The organism is Bacillus sp. SH5-2 (assembly GCF_008368905.1).
Classification (GTDB): Bacteria; Bacillota; Bacilli; order Bacillales; family Bacillaceae_G; genus Bacillus_A; species Bacillus_A luti.
Genome location: NZ_QOSD01000026.1, coordinates 53428 through 74321 on the forward strand (window position 1 = coordinate 53428; position 20894 = coordinate 74321).

At 34.9% G+C, this 20894-nt stretch carries 19 protein-coding genes; 14 read left to right on the plus strand and 5 right to left on the minus strand.

The genetic code is table 11. The features are described 5' to 3' along the window. Positions 1-22: 22 nt before the first annotated feature. From bdhA to DN410_RS23100, 6 genes are all read left to right on the plus strand, one after another. Entirely contained in the window at positions 23-1075 is a 1053-nt protein-coding gene (bdhA, locus tag DN410_RS23075; RefSeq protein ID WP_033691573.1) for a (R,R)-butanediol dehydrogenase, read from the plus strand. 118 nt (positions 1076-1193) lie between these two features. Next, positions 1194-1538, plus strand: coding sequence for a potassium channel family protein (locus DN410_RS23080; protein WP_149178198.1), 345 nt, complete (start codon positions 1194-1196; stop codon positions 1536-1538). Between the two features lie 263 nt (positions 1539-1801). After that, positions 1802-2653 (plus strand): phospholipase CerA, encoded by an 852-nt coding sequence (gene cerA / locus DN410_RS23085; protein WP_149178199.1) that lies wholly within the window; start codon positions 1802-1804, stop codon positions 2651-2653. A 76-nt stretch (positions 2654-2729) separates the two neighbouring features. Continuing rightward, positions 2730-3731, plus strand: a complete 1002-nt coding sequence (gene sph / locus DN410_RS23090) for a sphingomyelin phosphodiesterase (RefSeq protein WP_149178200.1) — start codon at positions 2730-2732, stop codon at positions 3729-3731. Positions 3732-3840: 109 nt separating this feature from the next. Next, positions 3841-5013 carry an amino acid deaminase/aldolase gene (locus tag DN410_RS23095; RefSeq protein ID WP_149178201.1) on the plus strand — a complete coding sequence of 391 codons (1173 nt, stop codon included), beginning with the start codon at positions 3841-3843 and terminating at the stop codon, positions 5011-5013. After that, on the plus strand, positions 5001-6314 hold the full coding sequence (locus DN410_RS23100; RefSeq protein WP_149178202.1) for a D-arabinono-1,4-lactone oxidase: 1314 nt from the start codon (positions 5001-5003) through the stop codon (positions 6312-6314). The genes DN410_RS23095 and DN410_RS23100 overlap by 13 nt, the downstream gene beginning before the upstream one ends. Positions 6315-6321: 7 nt before the next feature. Here DN410_RS23100 and DN410_RS23105 read toward each other — a convergent pair whose 3' ends face one another. Then, positions 6322-7473: a VanZ family protein gene (locus DN410_RS23105; RefSeq protein ID WP_149178203.1), complete on the minus strand. Its 1152-nt coding sequence runs from the start codon at positions 7471-7473 to the stop codon at positions 6322-6324. Between the two features lie 171 nt (positions 7474-7644). Between DN410_RS23105 and DN410_RS23110 the strand changes: the two genes are divergently transcribed. Continuing rightward, the gene (locus DN410_RS23110) at positions 7645-7848 is read left to right on the plus strand and encodes a hypothetical protein (protein WP_001199183.1); all 204 of its coding nucleotides are present in this window, start codon (positions 7645-7647) and stop codon (positions 7846-7848) included. 173 nt (positions 7849-8021) lie between these two features. Here the strand turns inward: DN410_RS23110 and DN410_RS23115 are convergent, their stop codons facing one another. Together DN410_RS23115 and DN410_RS23120 are read right to left on the minus strand one after the other, a co-directional pair. Then, entirely contained in the window at positions 8022-8834 is an 813-nt protein-coding gene (locus DN410_RS23115) for an undecaprenyl-diphosphate phosphatase (protein WP_149178204.1), read from the minus strand. Positions 8835-8966: 132 nt separating this feature from the next. Further along, entirely contained in the window at positions 8967-9911 is a 945-nt protein-coding gene (locus tag DN410_RS23120; RefSeq protein ID WP_149178205.1) for a methyl-accepting chemotaxis protein, read from the minus strand. A gap of 221 nt (positions 9912-10132) precedes the next feature. Between DN410_RS23120 and DN410_RS23125 the strand changes: the two genes are divergently transcribed. From DN410_RS23125 to DN410_RS23145, 5 genes are all read left to right on the plus strand, one after another. Continuing rightward, positions 10133-11392 (plus strand): 3D domain-containing protein, encoded by a 1260-nt coding sequence (locus DN410_RS23125; protein ID WP_149178206.1) that lies wholly within the window; start codon positions 10133-10135, stop codon positions 11390-11392. Positions 11393-11504: 112 nt separating this feature from the next. Next, a complete protein-coding gene (locus DN410_RS23130; RefSeq protein WP_000154009.1) occupies positions 11505-11723 on the plus strand; it encodes a helix-turn-helix transcriptional regulator in 219 nt (72 codons plus the stop codon). Then, positions 11716-12189: a DUF2178 domain-containing protein gene (locus DN410_RS23135; RefSeq protein ID WP_149178207.1), complete on the plus strand. Its 474-nt coding sequence runs from the start codon at positions 11716-11718 to the stop codon at positions 12187-12189. Before DN410_RS23130 ends, DN410_RS23135 begins: the two co-directional genes overlap by 8 nt. Before the next feature lie 197 nt (positions 12190-12386). Continuing rightward, a complete protein-coding gene (locus tag DN410_RS23140) occupies positions 12387-13019 on the plus strand; it encodes a class A sortase (RefSeq protein ID WP_149178208.1) in 633 nt (210 codons plus the stop codon). Positions 13020-13158: 139 nt separating this feature from the next. Beyond that, on the plus strand, positions 13159-14322 hold the full coding sequence (locus DN410_RS23145; protein ID WP_149178209.1) for a YHYH domain-containing protein: 1164 nt from the start codon (positions 13159-13161) through the stop codon (positions 14320-14322). 31 nt (positions 14323-14353) lie between these two features. Here the strand turns inward: DN410_RS23145 and DN410_RS23150 are convergent, their stop codons facing one another. Continuing rightward, entirely contained in the window at positions 14354-15739 is a 1386-nt protein-coding gene (locus tag DN410_RS23150; RefSeq protein ID WP_149178210.1) for a peptide MFS transporter, read from the minus strand. Between the two features lie 252 nt (positions 15740-15991). Between DN410_RS23150 and brnQ1 the strand changes: the two genes are divergently transcribed. Beyond that, positions 15992-17293: a branched-chain amino acid transport system II carrier protein BrnQ1 gene (gene brnQ1 / locus DN410_RS23155; RefSeq protein ID WP_149178211.1), complete on the plus strand. Its 1302-nt coding sequence runs from the start codon at positions 15992-15994 to the stop codon at positions 17291-17293. Between the two features lie 134 nt (positions 17294-17427). Then, complete coding sequence (locus DN410_RS23160) at positions 17428-19149, plus strand: DUF2339 domain-containing protein (RefSeq protein ID WP_149178212.1); 1722 nt, start codon at positions 17428-17430, stop codon at positions 19147-19149. Positions 19150-19184: 35 nt separating this feature from the next. Here DN410_RS23160 and DN410_RS23165 read toward each other — a convergent pair whose 3' ends face one another. Next, positions 19185-20732, minus strand: coding sequence for a DNA-binding protein (locus DN410_RS23165; RefSeq protein WP_149178213.1), 1548 nt, complete (start codon positions 20730-20732; stop codon positions 19185-19187). Positions 20733-20894: the final 162 nt, after the last annotated feature.

Genomic DNA, 20894 nt, shown 5'->3' on the forward strand with positions numbered 1-20894 from the left:
TACATAGAGAGGGATGTATAAAATGAAAGCATTACTTTGGCATAATCAACGTGATGTAAGAGTAGAAGAAGTACCAGAACCAACTGTAAAACCAGGAGCAGTTAAGATTAAAGTTAAATGGTGCGGTATCTGCGGGACAGACCTGCATGAATATTTAGCAGGCCCTATTTTTATTCCAACAGAAGAGCATCCATTAACACATGTAAAAGCACCGGTTATTTTAGGTCATGAGTTTAGCGGTGAGGTAGTTGAAATCGGTGAAGGCGTTACATCTCATAAAGTGGGAGACCGCGTCGTTGTAGAACCAATTTATTCTTGTGGTAAATGTGAAGCTTGTAAACATGGACATTACAATGTTTGTGAACAACTTGTTTTCCACGGTCTTGGCGGAGAAGGCGGCGGTTTCTCTGAATATACAGTAGTACCAGAAGATATGGTTCACCATATTCCAGATGAAATGACGTATGAACAAGGTGCACTTGTAGAACCAGCAGCTGTAGCAGTTCATGCAGTACGTCAAAGTAAATTAAAAGAAGGGGAAGCTGTAGCAGTATTTGGTTGTGGTCCAATTGGACTTCTTGTTATCCAAGCAGCTAAAGCAGCAGGAGCAACTCCTGTTATTGCAGTTGAACTTTCCAAAGAGCGTCAAGAGTTAGCAAAATTAGCAGGTGCGGATTACGTATTAAATCCAGCTACTCAAGATGTATTAGCAGAAATTCGTAACTTAACAAATGGTTTAGGTGTAAATGTGAGCTTTGAAGTAACAGGTGTTGAAGTAGTACTTCGTCAAGCGATTGAAAGTACAAGTTTCGAAGGACAAACTGTAATTGTTAGTGTATGGGAAAAAGATGCAACAATTACTCCGAATAATCTTGTATTAAAAGAAAAAGAGGTTATCGGTATTCTTGGATACCGTCACATCTTCCCAGCTGTTATTAAATTAATTAGCTCTGGACAAATCCAAGCAGAGAAATTAATTACGAAAAAAATTACAGTGGATCAAGTTGTTGAAGAAGGATTTGAAGCACTTGTAAAAGATAAAACACAAGTGAAAATTCTTGTTTCACCTAAATAATAGAGAATGGTAAAAAGTAGCTCTTTTCTAGAAATAGAAGAGGGCTACTTTTTTTCTATACAGAAAGGTGATAGACTTTCCTTTGACTAAAGGTATTTTGTTTGGAAGGGGAAGTTTAATGCTTTCATTTATGTTGACATTGAAACGGATGCTAAAAGCTTGTTTACGAGCGTGGAAAGATAAAGAATTTCAAGTGTTATTCGTATTAACAATTTTGACTTTAATATCTGGTACAATCTTTTATAGCACAGTTGAAGGATTACGTCCTCTTGACGCTTTATATTTTAGTGTGGTCACGTTGACGACTGTCGGTGATGGGGATTTTAGTCCGCAAACTGATTTCGGAAAGATATTTACAATCTTATACATATTTATCGGGATCGGATTAGTTTTTGGATTTATTCATAAGTTGGCAGTTAACGTGCAATTACCAAGTATATTATCGAAGAGAAAAAAAGAGTAAAGCATTAATTGCTTTACTCTTTTTTTACATTATTTTAGACAAGCATTTGCAGTAGCTTAATAATACTTTATTACAATGTAAGTGCATTCATTCATTACGTTCACTATGTATAAAGTTATAGTGATATGAACATTTGCATATTTCAATTAAATGATAGAAGTTCGGTGAAAGGTGGGATATTCTAATTATAGGTTAACTGAAAGACATCGTAGGATCCTAACAGAATATTTACAATAAATTAATTATAAAATGGAGGATTTCATATGAAAAAGAAAGTTCTTGCTTTAGCAGCAGCGATTACGTTAGTAGCTCCGTTACAAAGTGTAGCATTTGCACATGAAAAGAATGAAGGAAATATACCAATTATTACTCAGTATTGGTCTGCGGAAGATACACACTCAGAAGGTGTAAACTCTCATTTATGGATTGTAAACCGTGCTATTGATATTATGTCTCGTAATACAACACTTGTAAGGCAAGATGAAGTAGCGCTATTAAATGAATGGCGTACAGATTTAGAGAAAGGTATTTATGCTGCTGATTATGAAAATCCTTATTATGATAATAGTACATTTACTTCCCATTTCTATGATCCTGATACTGGGAAAACGTATGTTGGACTTGCAAAACAGGCGAAGGAAACGGGAAATAAATATTTTAAATTAGCTGGTGAGTCTTATAAAAATAAAGATATGAAACAAGCATTCTTCTATTTAGGACTATCTCTTCATTATTTAGGAGATGTAAATCAGCCGATGCATGCGGCAAACTTTACGAATCTTTCGTATCCACAAGGGTTCCATTCTAAATATGAAAACTTTGTAGATACAATTAAAGATAATTATAGAGTAACGGACGGAAATGGATATTGGAATTGGAAAGGTATGAATCCGGAAGAATGGATTCATGGAGCAGCAGTAGCTGCAAAGCAAGATTACTCTGGTATCGTAAATAGTAATACAAAGAGTTGGTTTGTGAAAGCGGCTGTATCACAAAGTTATGCGGACAAATGGCGTGCTGAAGTTACACCAACGACTGGTAAGCGATTAATGGAAGCACAACGTGTAACTGCTGGATATATTCAGCTTTGGTTTGATACGTACGGAAATCGTTAAGTATTGCAGAAAGGTCAAATCTCAGAATAGAGTATTTGGCCTTTTTCTCACTACAAAATATATGGAGGTATGAAACATGAAAGGAAAATTGCTAAAAGGTGTACTCAGTTTTGGGATTGCTTTAGGAGCATTATATAGCGGAACGTCAACTCAAGCAGAAGCTTCTACAAATCAAAATGATACATTAAAAGTGATGACGCATAATGTATACATGCTATCAACAAACTTATATCCGAACTGGGGACAAAGTCAGCGTGCTGATTTAATTGGATCGGCAGATTATATAAAGAATCAAGATGTTGTTATATTAAATGAGGTGTTTGATAATAGTGCTTCAAATCGCTTATTAGGAAATTTGAAGAAAGAATATCCAAATCAAACAGCAGTACTAGGTCGTAGTAACGGAAATGAATGGGATAAAACGTTAGGTAGCTACTCATCTTCAACTCCTGAAGACGGGGGCGTTGCAATCGTGAGTAAATGGCCAATCGTTGAAAAGATTCAATATGTATTTGGAAAAGGATGCGGGCCAGATGATTTGTCAAATAAAGGATTTGTATACACGAAAATCAAGAAAGATGATCGTTTCGTTCATGTAATTGGGACGCATTTGCAGGCTGAAGATAGTATGTGCGGAAAAACTTCACCGGCATCTGTACGTACAAACCAGTTAAAAGAAATTCAAGATTTTATTAAAGATAAGAATATACCAAATGATGAGTACGTCCTATTCGGTGGTGATATGAACGTGAATAAAATAAATGCTGAGAACAATAGTGATTCAGAGTACGCATCCATGTTTAAAATATTGCATGCGTCAATTCCATCTTATACGGGACATACAGCAACTTGGGATGCGACGACAAACAGTATTGCGAAATACAATTATCCAGATGCACCTGCTGAACATTTAGATTATATTATTGCAAGTAAAGATCATGCGAATCCATCATTTGTAGAGAATAAAGTATTACAAATGAAATCGCCAAAGTGGTCTGTTACATCATGGTTCAAAAAATATACGTATGATGATTATTCTGATCATTATCCAGTAGAGGCGACTATTTCTATGAAGTAGTCCTGAAAAAGTTTCTTCTTAATTTGAAGAAACTTTTTTATTTTGTAAGAGGAAATTCAAACTTTCTTTCCAATATGTATAAGACATATGTAGAAGAGGAGAGAAAAATGTGGATAGAGGAATTTTTAAGAAAGTTCCATTACCGTGTGCATTTTTAGATGAAGTGGCTTTAGAGAAAAATATTCAATCGATTATAGAGTTAAGTGGAAATAAGAAGATTCGTATAGCGAGTAAATCGTTACGTTCTATTCCGGTTATGAAAAAGATTTTAGCTACAAATGATCGATTTCAAGGTATTATGTGTTTTTCACCTAGGGAAGTTTTGTTTTTAATTGAACAAGGATTCAATGATTTATTACTGGGATATCCTGCTTATGATGAAAGAGCTTTATATGAAATTAGTCTGCTAACAAAGCAAGGGCATGTTATAACTTGTATGGTGGATTGTGAAGAGCATATTGTTTATTTAGAAAAAATTGCGGAGAAGTCTCACGGCTGTTTTCGTGTTTGTTTGGATATTGATATGAGTAGTCGTTTTTTTCAATTTCATTTTGGTGTAAAAAGATCTCCAGTAAAAGATGTACAGGACGCTTTGAAAATAGTAAAAAAGGTGAAGGATTCATCATATTTAATACTAGATGGTGTAATGGGATATGAAGCTCAAATTGCCGGGGTGGGGGATCATATACCGAATCAATGGATGAAAAGTAAAGCGATTTCGTATTTAAAGAAGAAATCAGTGATAGAAGTTATAGAAAGAAGAGGAAGTATAGTAAACGGAATACAGAACCTTGGTATTGAACTAAGGTTTGTAAATGGGGGAGGAACAGGAAGTATAAAAACAACTGAGCGGGATAGCTCGGTTACAGAGATTACGGTAGGCTCTGCTTTTTATTCGCCGAAACTGTTTGACTACTATAAAGAAGTGAAATTTCAGCCAGCTGTCGGATTTGCTTTACCAGTTGTGCGTAAACCAGACATGTCTATTTATACTTGCCTCGGTGGTGGTTACATTGCTTCAGGGGCAGTTGGAAAAGATAAAGAGCCTGAGGTTTGGAGACCGGAGGGGGCAAAACTATTACCTTTAGAAGGTGCTGGTGAAGTGCAAACACCAATTTTTTATAACGGTGAGGAACGAGTAGATATAGGTGATTCCATCTTGTTTCGCCATAGTAAAGCTGGAGAGTTATGTGAGCGGTTTCCTTTTTTATATCGTATTAAAAAAGGAAAAATCGTTGGGGAGTATTCAACATATCGGGGGGATGGTCAATGCTTTCTATAAAGGGACAAAAATGGAGAAATTGGACAGGGAATGTAGAAGGAACGCCGCATTATACGATGTACCCAGAAAGTATACAAGATGTAGTAGAAGTTGTGGGGCTTGCAAGAAAAAAAGGAAAGAAAATCCGTGTTGTCGGTTCCGGACACTCGTTTACACCTCTTGTGCAAACGGAAGAAATTTTAGTTTCGTTAGATGAACTGAAAGGGATTATGGATGTTGATATAGAGAATATGACAGTCGAAGTATGGGCAGGAACAAAACTACATGATTTAGGGAAGTTACTTGAAGAGAAAGGTTATGCGCAAGAAAACTTAGGAGATATTGATTCACAATCTATTGCGGGAGCGATTAGTACGGGAACTCATGGGACGGGTGTTACTTTTGGGAGTTTATCGACACAAGTTATAGAGATTACGGCAGTTTTATCTACAGGAGAGAGTATAGTGTGTTCGGAAACCGAAAACATCGAATATTGGAAAGCATTTCAGTTGTCTCTTGGGATGCTTGGTATAATTGTGAAGATAAAATTGAAGGTTATTCCAGCGTATTCGCTCGTTTATGAAAGTGAAAAACAATCATTATCTACTGTAATGAACAAGCTTGAAGAATATAAGAAAAATCGCCACTTTGAATTTTTTGTCTTTCCTTATTCAGAGGAGGTACAAGTGAAGTTTACAAATGAAACGATGAGTAAAGAAAGTGATTTGAAATGGCATAAACTAAAGGTAGAGTTACTGGAAAATAGGATGTTCTCTTTATTGTCTAAAGGCTGTAAATGGTTCCCCTCCATAAGTAAAGGGGTAAGTCGATTATCAGCTAAGGCTGTACCAAACACAAAAATAATTGGACCAAGCTATGAAGTGTTCGCTACATCACGTACGGTTCCATTTTATGAAATGGAGTATAGTGTCCCATCGAAGTATATGAGGGATGCTGTAGAGGAGATTTCAAAACTTATTGAAAAGAAAAAGTATAAAGTGCATTTTCCAATCGAATGTCGTTATGTGAAAGGTGATGATATATGGCTGAGCCCAGCGTACGGAAGAGATTCAGCTTATATCGCTGTTCATATGTATAAAGGTATGAAATATGCAGCTTATTTTGGTGAAGTGGAAAAAATCTTTCTGAAGTATGAAGGGCGCCCGCATTGGGGGAAAATGCACACTTTATCGTATGAGCAATTACAACATATATATCCAGAATTTCATTCGTTTTTACAGGTGAGGAAGTCGCTAGATGAAATGGGAATGTTTTTAAATCCTTACGCAGAAAAGTTATTTATACGTATGAAAAAAAGCTGACAAATAATTATTTGTCAGCTTTTTTTAGTATAATTGCATTCCTTGTTTGACTAATACGCTCATAAAATAGTAACTTATCACGGCTAAATACATGTAATAAAACATGGATAATAAATAGGCCGTTAATGACGAATTGGAACAATACTATAACTAGTAATACTAAAGGCTCTGTAAGATTTAAGATAGAGCTACTAGAAAGGATGTAATTGATTCCACCTAAAATGAAATAGAATATACCGTAACGGATGAATAATTCCTTCATTGTAATACGATCTGACTTTCCTTTCACGTAAATGCGAAGCAATGCTTTTCCGATTGTTTTTCCATTCGTAAAGTATGGAATGATAATAAAGTAAATAAAGATCGAACACGTAATAAAAATGAGTTCGTACATATTGGTGTAAGATTGAATGTTAGAAAGGAAGATAGAATTTCCTTTGTTTTTAATTACAGGTACAACGATAGATAAGAAAATCCAATCAATTTGCATCGCAATCAGACGACGAACGAATCCAACGGGTTTCGTTTCCAAATCAATATGACTATCTAATTCGCTTGCTTTCGGAAGGAAGTACGTAAATATCGGTGCAATGATAAAACCAATTACGCCACCTAGTGTGTTTAAAAACAAATCATCAATATCAAATAAGCGATAGGCACAATTATAAATACCATATAGACCAGTCACTTGTGTTAGTTCGAAAAATAGTGAAAAACAAAAAGAAATGCAAATGGTCTGTAAGAAACTACGTCGGAAATAATAACGTAAGTAAATACCGAATGGAACGGTTAATAGAACATTAAATGCAACTTGTAAAAATGCAGATTCTTTTAATAAGTAGAAATAAGTTGCTGGTTTCGTTAAAATTGCCGATGTATGATTGCTAATCTCTTGTATGAAATAAAATGGTGAGAGTTGCATGTGCTGTGTATTAGCCGGTTGTAGGCTACAAGTATCATACGTTTGTGGTAATGGCAAAATAACAAGAAAATAGGCATTTAACAAGTAGAGTAATAATGAGTATAAAATAAATGAACGCCATTTATTTAAATAACCGTATTTTCGATAATTAAATATTAAAAAAGGGATTAAGAGAAACATTGCTAAAATAGGAAATAAAATAAAAGCTGTTTTTACTGGAAATAAATATGCAGTCAAAATGAAGCTCCTTTCAATGAAATTTCGTTTATCATTATAGCGCTAAAAAGAATTTAAAACAAAGTGATAATAGTTTGAAATAGAAAAAATTACAAATTTTAGAGGGATTAAGCTATACTAAATTTAATATAAAAATATTATGATTATATAAATTGAGAGAGGGTATAAGAGATGCAATATGAGCTGTTTTCTGTAAGTGGGGGGCATATTACGACTTTTGAAAGTGCGTGGCATTTTCAGGAGGGGGAACAGATTTTTGTTCATGACAATCAAATAAAACGAAACTTTATTATTATTCGCTTAACACATGATGTATTTCAACAAAATAAGCATGTTATTCGTTTGTATTGTCAAGAAAAGAAAGTTTATGCATAAGAAAACCCTCTTATCTTACTCTATGACAAAGGTAAGAGGGGGAATACTAGATGAACTCTCTTATAATGATAGGTTTTATTTTAATCGGATTATACAAAAGCGAGTCATTCTATATTAATAGAATGACTCGCTTCAAATTTGTAAGTTCATTTAATCCCGTAAAAGCCTTCGCCTTACAAGAAAATAATAGTAAGTACACCTACGATAATACAATAGAAAGAGAAATATTTTAAATTTCCTTTTGCCATAATGTTCATAAACCATTTTAATGAAATATATGTCATGATAAATGTTGCGATGAACGCAACGACATATGGTACGAATAACGTGTCTAGATTTGGATCGTTTGCAATGTCTGTAATACTTAGTAATAAACCACCTAAGCTAACTGGAATGTATAGTAAGAATGAGAAGCGAAGAGCGGTTTCTTGCTTCATACCAAGTAACATCGCTGCTACGATTGTGGCACCAGATCGGCTTATTCCAGGAATTAGTGCGCAAGCTTGGGCTAATCCGACAATGATTGCATCTTTCATAGAAAGATCACCATCATTTTTACGTCCACGTAAGTTTCTAATAATCCAAAGGCCGATAGCAGTAATGAGAAGGGAAATCCCAACCATTTTTACACCTTTTAAGTACTGATCGATATAATCTTTAAATAAAACACCAATGACACCTGCGGGAATCGTTGCAATTACAAGATAAATAATAAAGAAGAAATCTGATTTTGCATCTTCTGCTCTTGTAAATATATAAGACATACCATTCTTCGTTAGACGAATTAAATCATTTCTATAAATAAGTAATACAGCTAATAATGAAGCTGAATTAACAAGTAGTTCAAAGCTAAACCCTTCTATTTTTAGTCCTAGCAAATGTTGTGCTAAAACGAGGTGACCACTTGAAGAAATCGGAATTGGTTCTGTTAGTCCTTGGAACAAACCAAGAATTAAATATTTTAAAATGTAGTAAAATTGTTCCATAACATCCTCCTTGTTAATTAGTATAAAGAAACAACTTTTCCATTATAACAAAGATATGGATGAATATTGGGAAGAAAAAAGTATTCGGAATATAATAAAAATCCCCTATAGCGCTGTAGGGGATTTTTATTATTAATGAGAAGCCGCTGTTTCTTGAAGACTTTTAGTCAATTGAACATCGATTTTTTCAGCATCATGAATATGGCTCAGAATAGTAGTGTTTAATTTTTGGAACATTTGTTGTGTATTTGCAAATTCTCGTAATATATCGTCATTACAAGATTTTTGGTTTTCAATCGCTTGAATAACATTTGTAGCACCGTTTTGTAACGTTTGAATCATGATTAAAATATTTTCGATTCTAGCGTTTGTATCAGCACTCATTTCGACACCCTCATCGACTAAATGTAAATTATCCTTTGTGTTTTCGTATGCTTTTTCAATTTCTTCTTGAATTTTTTTCGTTAAGTTGCCGATATTTTTTGTACTCTCTGCCGTACTTTCTGCTAGTTTTCTTACTTCATTAGCAACAACAGCGAATCCTTTACCATGCTCTCCAGCACGTGCAGCTTCGATACTTGCATTTAACGCTAGTAGATTTGTTTGCGCCGCGATGTTTTGAATGACTTCTACGATTTGCTCAATTTCTTTTGAGCGTTCACTTAAATGATTCATGCTGTTAGATGTGCGCTGAGATTGTTCGCCTAATTTATTAATAACAATAAGTAAACGGTGAACAGATTCTTTTCCTTCATTAGAGCAGTCAATAATTTCTTCAATAGACTGAATTAAGCTATGTTCTTTTTGTAACATTTCACTGTTTAATTCATTGGAATGCGTCGTACGTGTTGAAACATTTTCAAAACATGAGTTTAATTGTTGAACTAAATTTTGAAGTGTATGGTGTTGGTTATTTACAAGTTGATGCTCTTGGACGACGCTTTGTACACGATCGTGGATAGTGGAAATTATTTCTCGTTTTTCAATATCTTTTTGTTTTAATTCTGTCTCTAGTTCATGTATACGATTTTCTAATTGTTCAATTTTATGTTGGAGTGTTTTCTTTTGAGTAAACATTGTATTTATTTCAACCGCCTTTGGAAGTTATATTTTCTCTATATTTGGATTTTAGCATCTTTTATAATTTATAAATATAGGAATTGTTAAATATTTAAGAATCTATTACATTTTATTCATAATTCCCTTTTTTTCGTCATGAAAAATAAACTGTATTTAATGGTATTGTAAACAAACTGTAAAATAAATCATGTATAACTGTATAAGAAGGGAGTCGGATTATGAACTATTTTAAGCGAATCAGTAGTCTAGTATTAGCAGGAATTATCGGTCTTTCTAGTACAGTCGCTGTTAAAGCAGAGTCAAACGACGAGAAACTTAACAACATGCAACAGCAATTGCAGCAAAACGATGCAGATATGCAGAAGAAAGAGCAAGAGAAGCAAGCTGTTAGTAAAGAAATTCAAGGTATCGAAAGCGAACTACATAATTTAAATAATACAATTGCAAAAAATAAAGAAGATCAAGCTGCTATTCAACGTAAAATCGATGAAACACATAAGCAGATTGAACAAAAAAAGAAAGAAATTGTCGTTTTAGAAGATAAAGTCCTTGCTCGTAAGGATATTATGAGAAAACGTATGATTTCTGTTCAAAACAGTTCAAATACAAGTTTAGTAGTAGAAGTTGTAGTAGAGTCAAAAAACTTTGCAGATTTCATACAACGTATGAATGCAGTTACTACTATTCTAGAAGCAGATAAAGAAATTTTACGTCTACAAGAACAAGATCTTCGTCAAATTGAAGAGGATAAGAAAACAATTGACGAAAAAGAAGCATCATTAGTAGTAGACAAACAAAAATTAGCAAAAGCGCAAGCTGAACTGCAAGATAACTTGAAAAAGCGTCAAGATAACTTACAAACAGTTCAAGCTAAATATAACCAGATTGCAAGCCAACTTAATTTAGCAGCAGAAGAAAAAGCTAAAATTGAGTCAAATATGAAGGCAGTGCAAGAGACAATTGCTCGTGAGCAAGAAGCAGCAAGAATTGCAGCAGAAGAGCGTGCAAAAGCAGAAGCAGCTGCAAAGGCTGAGCAAGAAGCATTAGCGAAAGCACAAGCAGAAATTGCTGAAAAACAGAAGCAAGAAAAAGCTAATAAACCAGCTGAACCTGTTGCTAATAATAATTCGAAGGTAGAACCTGCACAACCTTCTAAGCCAACTGCTGGCGGGAGAGAAATTTATGTAGAAGCTACAGCTTATACAGCGGATCCAGCGGAAAATGGTTATAAAGCAGGAGAGCATGTTAAATCAGCAATGGGACATGATTTAACTGGGAATCCAGGTATGAAATTAATTGCAGTAGATCCGAATGTTATTAGACTGGGATCACGCGTATATGTTGAAGGATATGGTGAAGCTATTGCTGGGGACACTGGTGGAGCTATTAAAGGTCACAGAATTGATGTTTTAATGCCAGATAAAGGCTCATCAAGTGCTTGGGGCAGAAGAACAGTTAAAGTTACAATCTTAAACTAATACGTAATCCAACTTTACAATATGTAAAGTTGGATTTTTTTGTGAGAATAATGTTAAGTTGAGTTTACATTTTGTTAAGGATAGCATACAATGATGATGAGAGGTGGTAAAATTGACCATTTTAAATAGAGTGAAGGAATTAAGAGCTCGTTTTAATTTTTCGCAAAGTGTATTAGCAGAAAAGGTTGGAGTGACGAGACAAACGATTGCCGCAATTGAAAAAGGTGATTACGTTCCTTCATTGTTATTAGCACTTACAATTTGTGATGTGTTCGAGCTAAAGATGGAAGATGTATTTGTTTTAAATAAGGAGGGGGAAGAGGATGAATAGAATAGGTTTTTCTTATATCATAAATATACTCTATACTGCGTTAGCATGCTGGACATTTGTTGAATTTTATAGTGTGATTACAGAATTAGCAGATATAATTAAAAACGAGAAATTCCCATTTGAAGTATGGTTTAATGGAGTACCATTTATTTTATTATTTATTGGAGCTATTATAGTTACAATTTTTTATAGAATTCAAAAGAAAAAATACAAGAATTTATCTTTTTGGATGTATCCATTATTATTTCCACTAGAAGATGAACGTGAAAAAGCGATTACGGATAAAGCCTGTCGAACAACATTTGTATCATTATGGTTTGTACTACCTTGTGCAGTTGGATTTTTAACTTTTTCACCTATTATTAATGAATACCTTCCTGGATACCCGCTATATATTCTATTTTCTATTTTCTTTATTCAAATGACAGTTTTCCACATATCCCTATACAGAAATAAATTAGCTTAAAAAGAAACCTTCTGCAAGAAGGTTTCTTTTTAAGCTTACACTTGTACATACAGCAATATTATCTTAACATTTTATATTAAAAAGAAACCTTCTTGCATCAGCAAGAAGGTTTCTTTTTAAGCTTACACTTGTACATACAGCAATATTATCTTATCATTTTATATAGAGTAAGATTTTGTAACGGAAAGGAATTGTATATGAATAAGCAAAGAATTTATAGTATAGTAGCGATCCTTCTATTTGTTGTAGGTGGTGTTTTAATTGGAAAGCCATTTTATGATGGATATCAGGCTGAAAAGAAACAGACTGAAAATGTACAGGCTGTTCAAAAGATGGATTATGAAAAGCATGAGACGGAATTTGTAGATGCTTCAAAAATTAATCAGCCAGACTTGGCAGAAGTAGCGAATGCATCATTAGATAAGAAACAAGTGATTGGCCGTATTTCGATTCCCAGTGTTTCGGTAGAACTTCCTATTTTAAAAGCTTCTACTGAGAAAAACCTATTATCAGGTGCAGCGACAGTAAAAGAAAATCAAGTAATGGGAAAAGGGAATTACGCACTAGCAGGACATAACATGTCTAAAAAAGGTGTTTTATTTAGTGATATAGCTTCTTTGAAAAAGGGCGATAAAATTTATTTGTATGATAATGAAAATGAATATGAGTATGCAGTTACGGGTGTATCTGAAGTAACTCCTGATAAGTGGGAAGTTGTAGAGGATCATGGGAAAGATGAGATAACGCTTATTACATGTGTATCTGTGAAGGATAATTCTAAGCGTTATGTTGTTGCTGGTGATTTAGTAGGAACGAAGGCGAAGAAATAAAAAAGAAGGTCAACTCTTTAAAGAGTTGACCTTCTTTTTTACTAATGTTGAGAAATAATAGAATATTTTAGTTGATATTTAAGTATTTTTCTATTTATGTATAATAAAGTTAGAATTTTAGATTTTGGGAGGAACAAGAGTGAAACAACAGGTGAAGAAACTTCTTTTAACAACAAGTATAGCGTTATTGGTAGCTCCAATTTCAGCTTATGCGCATCCAGGGCGTACAGATGCTAATGGTGGACATACGTGTCGTACAAATTGTGAGAAATGGGGATTACAGTACGGAGAATACCATTATCACAATAAACCAGCTTCTAGTAGTGGTGCAACGAGTCCAGCGCCTAGTCAAAATAATAATGGTGCTGTAGAAGCTGGAAGACAAGCAGAAGCACAGCGCAATGATGAGTTTGAAAAACAACGTGCTGCAGAAGCGCAGCGTAAAGCAGAGGAAGAGAGGCAGCGTAATGCAGAAGCACAGCGTAAAGCAGAGGAAGAGAGGCAGCGTAATGCAGAAGCACAGCGTAAAGCTGAAGAAGAGAGACAACGCGTAGCAGAGGAACAAAGAAAAGCAGAAGAGGCGCGTAAGCAAGAAGAAGCTAAGCGCCAAGCTGATATGGAAAAAGGTCAACTTGAAGGCCAAAAAAATGGAGAAACTGATTTTAAATCAGGCAAAAATGATACAGAAGCGCATGTAGCTGGAAAATCGGATACATATAAACAAGCATTTACAACTGCTTATGCTGCGGCATGGTCGTTAGAAGAGCAGAAAAAAATACATTTTGAAAAAGGGAAAGAGCAGGGGTTAGCACAAGAGGTAATGGACGATAGTCAAGTTGCCCCAGAGTTTAAACCAAACTTTGAAGAGGGATTCAAAGTAGGAAATAAAGAAAGAACGGAAAAAATTGAAAAAGAGCAAGCTGAACTAGGGGAAAAGGCTGGTAAAGAGTTAGCAGAAAAGAATCCTGGAAATAGAGAGAAAGAGGCATACGTGAAAGCATATGAAACAGCGTATGAAAAGGGCTATAAGTCTACAAAAAAGGCAGTAGAAAAGGCTGGCTATAAGTATGCGTTTGAAAACTATGATTTGAAAGTTCCTGCTAAGTATGAAAAGAATGAATCATTAAAGAAATGGTTTACTGAAGGATTTAAATCAAATAAAAAGGCAACGGAAATCCGAGAAGAAGGATATAAAAAGGGAGACAGCTGGCTTTCATTCTTCTATAAGAATTTCGTGCCGAGTGGATATAAAGAACATAAAGAGCTGTATGAGCAAGCTATAGAAAAGGGTAAGAAAGCGTAAAAAAAGATGAGGAGAAATTCCTCATCTTTTTTTATTCCATCCATTTCACTAATTTCTTAGAAATTAATAATAAAACACAACCTAAGACGATCGCGGCAGCTCCGATTACTATAAATACTTCAGAATATCCAAGTGAAGTTGTAAAGCTCGCAAGTTGTCCGCCTAAAATATTGGCGATTCCTGAGCTTGCTAGCCATACACCCATTAATAAAGAAGCAAGTTTTACTGGAGCGAGTGCACTAACCATTGATAGTCCAACAGGTGATAAGAATAGCTCACCTAACGTATGGAAAAGATACGTAAAGACGATAAATAGTAGGTTTGCTTTTTCTGTAATGTTATGTTCATCACTACCTGTTTTTAATGTAGCGATAACGAGAATGATATAGCCGATACCGAGTAGGATCATACCAAGTCCCATTTTTGTTGGGATTTTTAAGTCCCCTTTTTTTCTAGTTGCAAGTTTTGCCCATAATGCTGAAATGACTGGGGCAAGTAAAATAATAAATAATGGATTGACCGATTGGAACCAAGATGTTGGAACTTCCCATCCGAACACAGAGCGGTCTACAAATTTGTTTGTATATAATGTTAATGAGCTACCAGCTTGTTCAAAGCCAGCCCAGAAGAAGACAACAAAGCATGTTAAAATGACGATAACTGCAGTACGTTGTTTTTCTTTTTTTGTTAACGGTGTATCTCCTACTGATGGTTGTCCAGCAGCCGTTTGCAAATCACGAGTTGGTTTTTTACCAATATCACCAAGGAAGCGATTCGATAGTGTTGTAAATAAAATTTGTCCAATGATCATTCCGATTGAAGCGGCTAAGAAACCGTAACGGAATCCATAATGTACAACGCCATCAACTGTTGTTTTGAATAAATTTTCTGATAAAAATCCGCAAACGAGTGGAGCTAAAAATGACCCGACGTTAATACCCATATAGAAAATGGTAAATGCACTATCGCGTTTTGGATCGTTCTCTTCGTATAATTCCCCAACTAGTGTAGAGATGTTCGGTTTGAAGAATCCATTACCAATAATAATAAGCGCTAATCCGAGGTATAAGCCTAATTGGTTTTGCAAGGCAAATAGCGTAAGGTTACCGATTGCCATTGTTATACCACCAATTGTGATCGCTTTTCGTCTACCTAGAAAACGGTCTGTTAAGTATCCACCAATCATTGGTGTGAAATAACAGGCTCCAGTATAAAATCCGTAAATAGAGAGTGCCCATGCGGGACTAAACCCAAGACCACCGCTTACTAAAGCTGTCGTTAAATATAATGTTAATAATCCTCGTAATCCATAGTAACTAAATCTTTCCCACATTTCTGTAAAGAAGAGTAAGTATAAACCTGGAGGATGTTTCTTTTTTCTTTGTTGTTCTCTTTCTAGTTGTATCGCTGATTCCATGTTATTTTCCTCCTGACACAAACAAAAACAAAGTTAATAATTTTGTACATTTAATATTTTACTTTATTAACTATTATAAGTCAATAAAGGTTGATTTTTCAGAAGAAATTGGAAAAGGGGGATAGCTATAGAAGGAGTGTTTCTTTTGTGATAGACTATGGACTATGTTTTCTTTGTAAGGAAGCGGATTATTGCACTTTTTTATATGTGAAATTGATTTCATAGAAGATGAAATTAAAGAAGGGGAAAGAAATGAAATTGTTACAGAAAAAAGAAATTTTACTTATTAGTCTTATGTTATTCTCAATGTTCTTTGGAGCGGGGAATCTTATATTCCCGCCTTTTCTTGGTTATGAAGCAGGAGAACATGTGTGGATTTCATTAGTAGGGTTTATTATATCAGCAACAGGTCTTCCTATATTGGGAGTTATTGCTATTGCGAAAGCGGGAAGTTTTCGGACGTTAGCGGGTAGGGTTCATTCTTCATTCGCCATTATTTTTCCGTGTATCGTGTATGTATTTATTGGACCAGGTCTTGGTATACCACGTGCAGGAAGTTTAGCTTTTGAAATGGGGCCAGGTCAGTTCTTCCCAGAAGCGGGAAGCGTAGTTTTATTATGTTACACAGTTATTTTCTTTAGTATTGTGTACTGGTTAAGTTTATCACCGTCTAAATTAATGGGATTGTTCGGAAAGGTTTTAACACCGTTATTATTAGGTATGATTGCTCTTATCTTTATAAAAAGCATGTTTACATCAGTAGGTAGTGTGAAAGAGCCTGCTGGAAACTACGGACAAGCTCCTATGTTCCAAGGTTTTTTAGATGGATATTTAACGATGGATGCGCTAGCGGCTTTAATCTTTGGTATTGTGATTGCCAATGCCCTGCGTGCAAAAGGTATTGAAGATGATAAAGGTTTAGCGAAATATATGAGTATTGCTGGTATTGGAGCAGGTCTTTTATTATCTATTATTTATGTCATCCTTGGATATGTTGGTTCAATTAGTGGTTCATTAGGCACGTTTGATAATGGTGCAAAAGTGTTATCACAAGTTATGACGACATTATTTGGACAAGGCGGAGTAGTTTTATTAGGTCTTATTTTTACTATCGCATGTTTATGTGTTTCAATCGGACTTGTTACATCTTGTAGTCAATTTTTCGCAAGTGCATTTCCGAAAGTATCTTATAAAATTTGGGCATTTATACTAAGTTTTGTTAGTATGATTTTAGCGAATTTAGGATTAACGCAAATTTTAAAAGTATCAGTACCGATTCTTGGATTTATTTATCCAGTGGCATTAACGCTTATTATTTTAGGGCTATTCCATAAGTATATTGGAAAGTATGTATACGTATATGCAGTAACTGTTGGGGCTGTAGCGCTATTTAGTACAATTGATATTTTAAATAGAAATGTAATGATGAATGAGTGGACGTCAGTATTGAAATATATTCCGTTTTATACAGAAGGTGTTGGGTGGATTGTTCCAGCTATTTTCGGTGTTTGTATTGGTGTTATTGTTAGTATCGCTATAAATAAGAAGAAATAAGTAAGAGGTGTTTTCCTATTTCGGAAAACACCTTTCTTTTTTTGGAAAAATACTTTTGAAAATGAATAGACTAATAGTATGATGAAGGTAATTGGTAATATATAGGTTTTGAATGGGGGATGAGGGGGGAGCGTATGAAGGAAGAGTTGGGTAAGAAAATAGAAGCACTCGAAACGGCAATAGACACAATTCAAGAAGCACTTTCTGAATTGAAAGCGAAACAAAGAGAAATAAAAGTAGAAAACGCTCAGCAACATGTTCGTAAGGAAAAGAAGGCGTATATTGAACCGATAGTGGATGAAAAATCACCAGAAAGTGTAGTTGCAATTAAAGAGAACATGCAAGAAATTGAGGAAAAACAAGTAAATATATCTGCTTTTAAACCGGAACCATTCAATATTATTAAGTTTTGCCAAACATGGTTGCCGCGCATATTTGTCGGTATTATGTTACTCGGGGTTATTTGGTTATTTAAAGCAGGGGTAGATGCTGGTTTATTAACACCAGCGATACGAATTGTGTTTGGTATCGCCCTATCTATCGGTTTGTGTTATATAGGGGATATTCAAATTAAACGAGAGCGGCAAGCGTTAGGTTTAGTGTTAGCTGGAGGAAGTATTACGGGTATTGTTTTAACGACGTTTGCGGCACATTATTTATATGGATTCATTCCAGCAAGTGTCGCGTTTATTTGTAATATTGTATGGGTTATTTTAGGCATTTATTTAGCGAAAAGATATCAATCGGAATATCTCACTATTTTCGTAGCGGTCGGAGCATTCTTCGTGCCATTCTTGTTAAATAGTACGACTCCTAATTCTTACATTTTCTTTGGATATGAGACGATATTAACGCTTAGTTTATTATGGTATGCGTTGAAAAATCGTTATAAGTATTTATATATGATTTCTTATGCTGTTGCCGCTATTGTCCTTTTTGTTTTCTTCGCGGTTATGTCAATGTTAGTAGAGAATTTGCAAATACAATTAACGTTTGTTTATGGCTTGATTCATTTACTATTATTTTGGCATATGTTTACGGAGAGAAGTTTTATATTAGAACCACGCTTGGCGATTTTTAGTGCGAATGCCGTTTTCTTTATATTAGCCATTGCAAAAGTTCCAGAATTTACAACGTGGGGATTAATCATTAGTGCACTTGTGCATGCTGTTATGTTCGTATTTGAATATAGGAAGAATAGAAACTCTGCATTTACAAATTTATTATTTGGTTTCGCTATGGGAGCATTTAGTTTAGCAATTTTATATGAATACAGTTTAGTAAATGCAGCGATCGTATTATTGTTGCAAGGTTTCCTAGGGATGATGACTGCCATTAAAGTAAAACAACAGATAAAATTGTATGTTAGTGCAACGATTTACACGATTGGAATGATACAGACGATTTTTAGCCCATTTGATGAATTTATTTCAGCAGGGTTTGTTGCTCACCTTATTTTAATAGGTACATTTTATTACTGCATGAAACAATCGAAAGAAGTGTTAATAAGTTTTGGAAAATATGTTTATTCTATAGCGCTTTATTCATTTATGGTTCTTGTATTTGTTACAATTACGAGAATTGGTGAAGTTTTATCTACAGATGGAAGTATAATTAGTGTTTCGGTATCGTTATTATGGATGATATATGCATTATTTGCTGTTTGGCTTGGACGGAATAAAAGTATGAATGAAATATTGTATGCCGGCTTAGTCGTATTAGTCGTAACGATAGGGAAGCTATTCCTTCTGGACTTACCAGAAGTATCAATGATGATCAGGGCAGTGTTATTCTTAATAGTAGGTAGTATAGGTATCGTTATTTCAAGGATGTTTTTCTCAAAAGAAGATAAGTGAAAAAAAGGCAATCCGTATGCGGATTGCCTTTTTCATTATTTCTTGTTAATCGTAACAGCTTCATTATATTTCGCTGTCGTGTTTTGACGTAGACGAAGCGTTGCTTGTCCAGTTGTAGTTGGATTGATTTGTACATTTACAATTTTTTCAGCAGAACCTAAGCTGTTTGTTGTGAAAGAGAATGCACTACTATATCCGAAAGTAGATGGCCAAGTGCCATTTGCATTTTGAACTTTTGCTACCTGTGTACCGCCAGTAGTGAATATACCTAAAGAATAGTTGTTATAAGTTGTATTTGGTAGTAAGTTATTCACTTGAATCTTTATTTGGAACACTTCATTGTTTGGTAGAGTGCTAGGATGTGTAACTACGTAGTCGTTTGCTGTTACCGCACCGTTATAACCGTATGAACCTGGTTTAAAAGTATTTGAATTAAACCATTGGTAACCTGCATTTGGCGCACTCCAAGGTTCAGGCTGTGGTTCAGTTGATAAGCTTGGTTGTTCAAATGTTTGTAGAGCTGTAGGTGCATCAAGCTGTAAACCATTAACTTGATCTAAACTTGTAAATGTTTCTTTCTTTGATAGCCAATTTACGATATTTTCTAGTAAGATCGCATCGTTTTCTTCTTTATATCCATCATAAGTTTTCTTTGTTTGACCAGAATCTTCACGAACATATTTTGGCGTAGCATCTTCAACAGGAGAAGAGTCACCGATAAAGGCAGCTTTTCCAAGTCCTACTTTTGCGATAGCAGCGTAAGGACCTTCTGCAACACCACCGCCGTTATAGACACCACTATCAACAGCATTGTTCCATTTTGACGGATTTTCGGGAAGGTAAACAAGTCCTTTTGCTAGTTTTGGATTTGTAATTGCTAGAGTAGAACCAGCATGCATTGCTACAGATGAAACCCCTTCTGTAATTCCGAATGATTGTTCAGGTGACACAATGTTTTTAGCTGCAACATCACCAATTGCATTGTAGCGGAAACGAATACCGAAGTTGTCAGCTAGCCAATCAGAGCTTTCTACTCCTTGCATAGCTTGTGAATTTGCTTCCTCGCTAGACATTCCTTTCGCTGGATTATCCCATGCACCGCGTCTATATCCATTAAATACCTCAGAAGAATCCCAGCGATTTTTATTACGATCTGCATTATAATGATCGGCAATAAAGAAGATACTTCCACCATTGTTCACATATTGTAACATTGCATCTTGTTCAGATTTCTTGTAAGGAATATTAGCTTCTGGAACGATAAATACATTGTAGTCTTTTAAATCTTCGTATGTAATTGTTGTTGATTTACGAAGTTCCTTTACATGATATCCGTTGTGGGCAATGCCGTTTCCGAAGTCAGAAAAGCCGCCATCAATAACCCAATCAGCTGTCCCTGCCGTTTGACCGTGCGTATTATCGAATAATACTTTCTTTCCATTGTTTTGATTTACAACTTTTGCGGCAATTTCAGGAGCCGGATCTGCGGAGCTTTCGGCATAAGTAGCCGGAATGTACGAACTTCCTATACTAATTGTAATTGCTGCTGCTAAAGAAAATGTAATCCATTTTTTATTCTTCATAGAAGAATCCCCCTAATAATAAATATATGTGCTTTCATAATGTAATCTATTTTTTTCAGGAAAGAAAGATAGAAAATATTAAATAATGTAAAAATAACGTTAATTTAGTTGATAAATATTTATGTGAATAATGAAAAAATCCCTTCCTAGTAAATAGGAAGA

What these genes read in the sequence shown, in the direction of transcription:
- DN410_RS23125 (WP_149178206.1), top strand. Translation starts at nt 10,133, where the DNA reads ATGAACTATTTTAAGCGAATCAGTAGTCTAGTATTAGCAGGAATTATC.
- DN410_RS23115 (WP_149178204.1), bottom strand. Translation starts at nt 8,834, where the DNA reads ATGGAACAATTTTACTACATTTTAAAATATTTAATTCTTGGTTTGTTC.
- DN410_RS23165 (WP_149178213.1), bottom strand. Translation starts at nt 20,732, where the DNA reads ATGAAGAATAAAAAATGGATTACATTTTCTTTAGCAGCAGCAATTACA.
- sph (WP_149178200.1), top strand. Translation starts at nt 2,730, where the DNA reads ATGAAAGGAAAATTGCTAAAAGGTGTACTCAGTTTTGGGATTGCTTTA.
- DN410_RS23120 (WP_149178205.1), bottom strand. Translation starts at nt 9,911, where the DNA reads ATGTTTACTCAAAAGAAAACACTCCAACATAAAATTGAACAATTAGAA.
- DN410_RS23080 (WP_149178198.1), top strand. Translation starts at nt 1,194, where the DNA reads ATGCTTTCATTTATGTTGACATTGAAACGGATGCTAAAAGCTTGTTTA.
- cerA (WP_149178199.1), top strand. Translation starts at nt 1,802, where the DNA reads ATGAAAAAGAAAGTTCTTGCTTTAGCAGCAGCGATTACGTTAGTAGCT.
- DN410_RS23100 (WP_149178202.1), top strand. Translation starts at nt 5,001, where the DNA reads ATGCTTTCTATAAAGGGACAAAAATGGAGAAATTGGACAGGGAATGTA.
- DN410_RS23110 (WP_001199183.1), top strand. Translation starts at nt 7,645, where the DNA reads ATGCAATATGAGCTGTTTTCTGTAAGTGGGGGGCATATTACGACTTTT.
- DN410_RS23150 (WP_149178210.1), bottom strand. Translation starts at nt 15,739, where the DNA reads ATGGAATCAGCGATACAACTAGAAAGAGAACAACAAAGAAAAAAGAAA.
- brnQ1 (WP_149178211.1), top strand. Translation starts at nt 15,992, where the DNA reads ATGAAATTGTTACAGAAAAAAGAAATTTTACTTATTAGTCTTATGTTA.
- bdhA (WP_033691573.1), top strand. Translation starts at nt 23, where the DNA reads ATGAAAGCATTACTTTGGCATAATCAACGTGATGTAAGAGTAGAAGAA.
- DN410_RS23160 (WP_149178212.1), top strand. Translation starts at nt 17,428, where the DNA reads ATGAAGGAAGAGTTGGGTAAGAAAATAGAAGCACTCGAAACGGCAATA.
- DN410_RS23135 (WP_149178207.1), top strand. Translation starts at nt 11,716, where the DNA reads ATGAATAGAATAGGTTTTTCTTATATCATAAATATACTCTATACTGCG.
- DN410_RS23140 (WP_149178208.1), top strand. Translation starts at nt 12,387, where the DNA reads ATGAATAAGCAAAGAATTTATAGTATAGTAGCGATCCTTCTATTTGTT.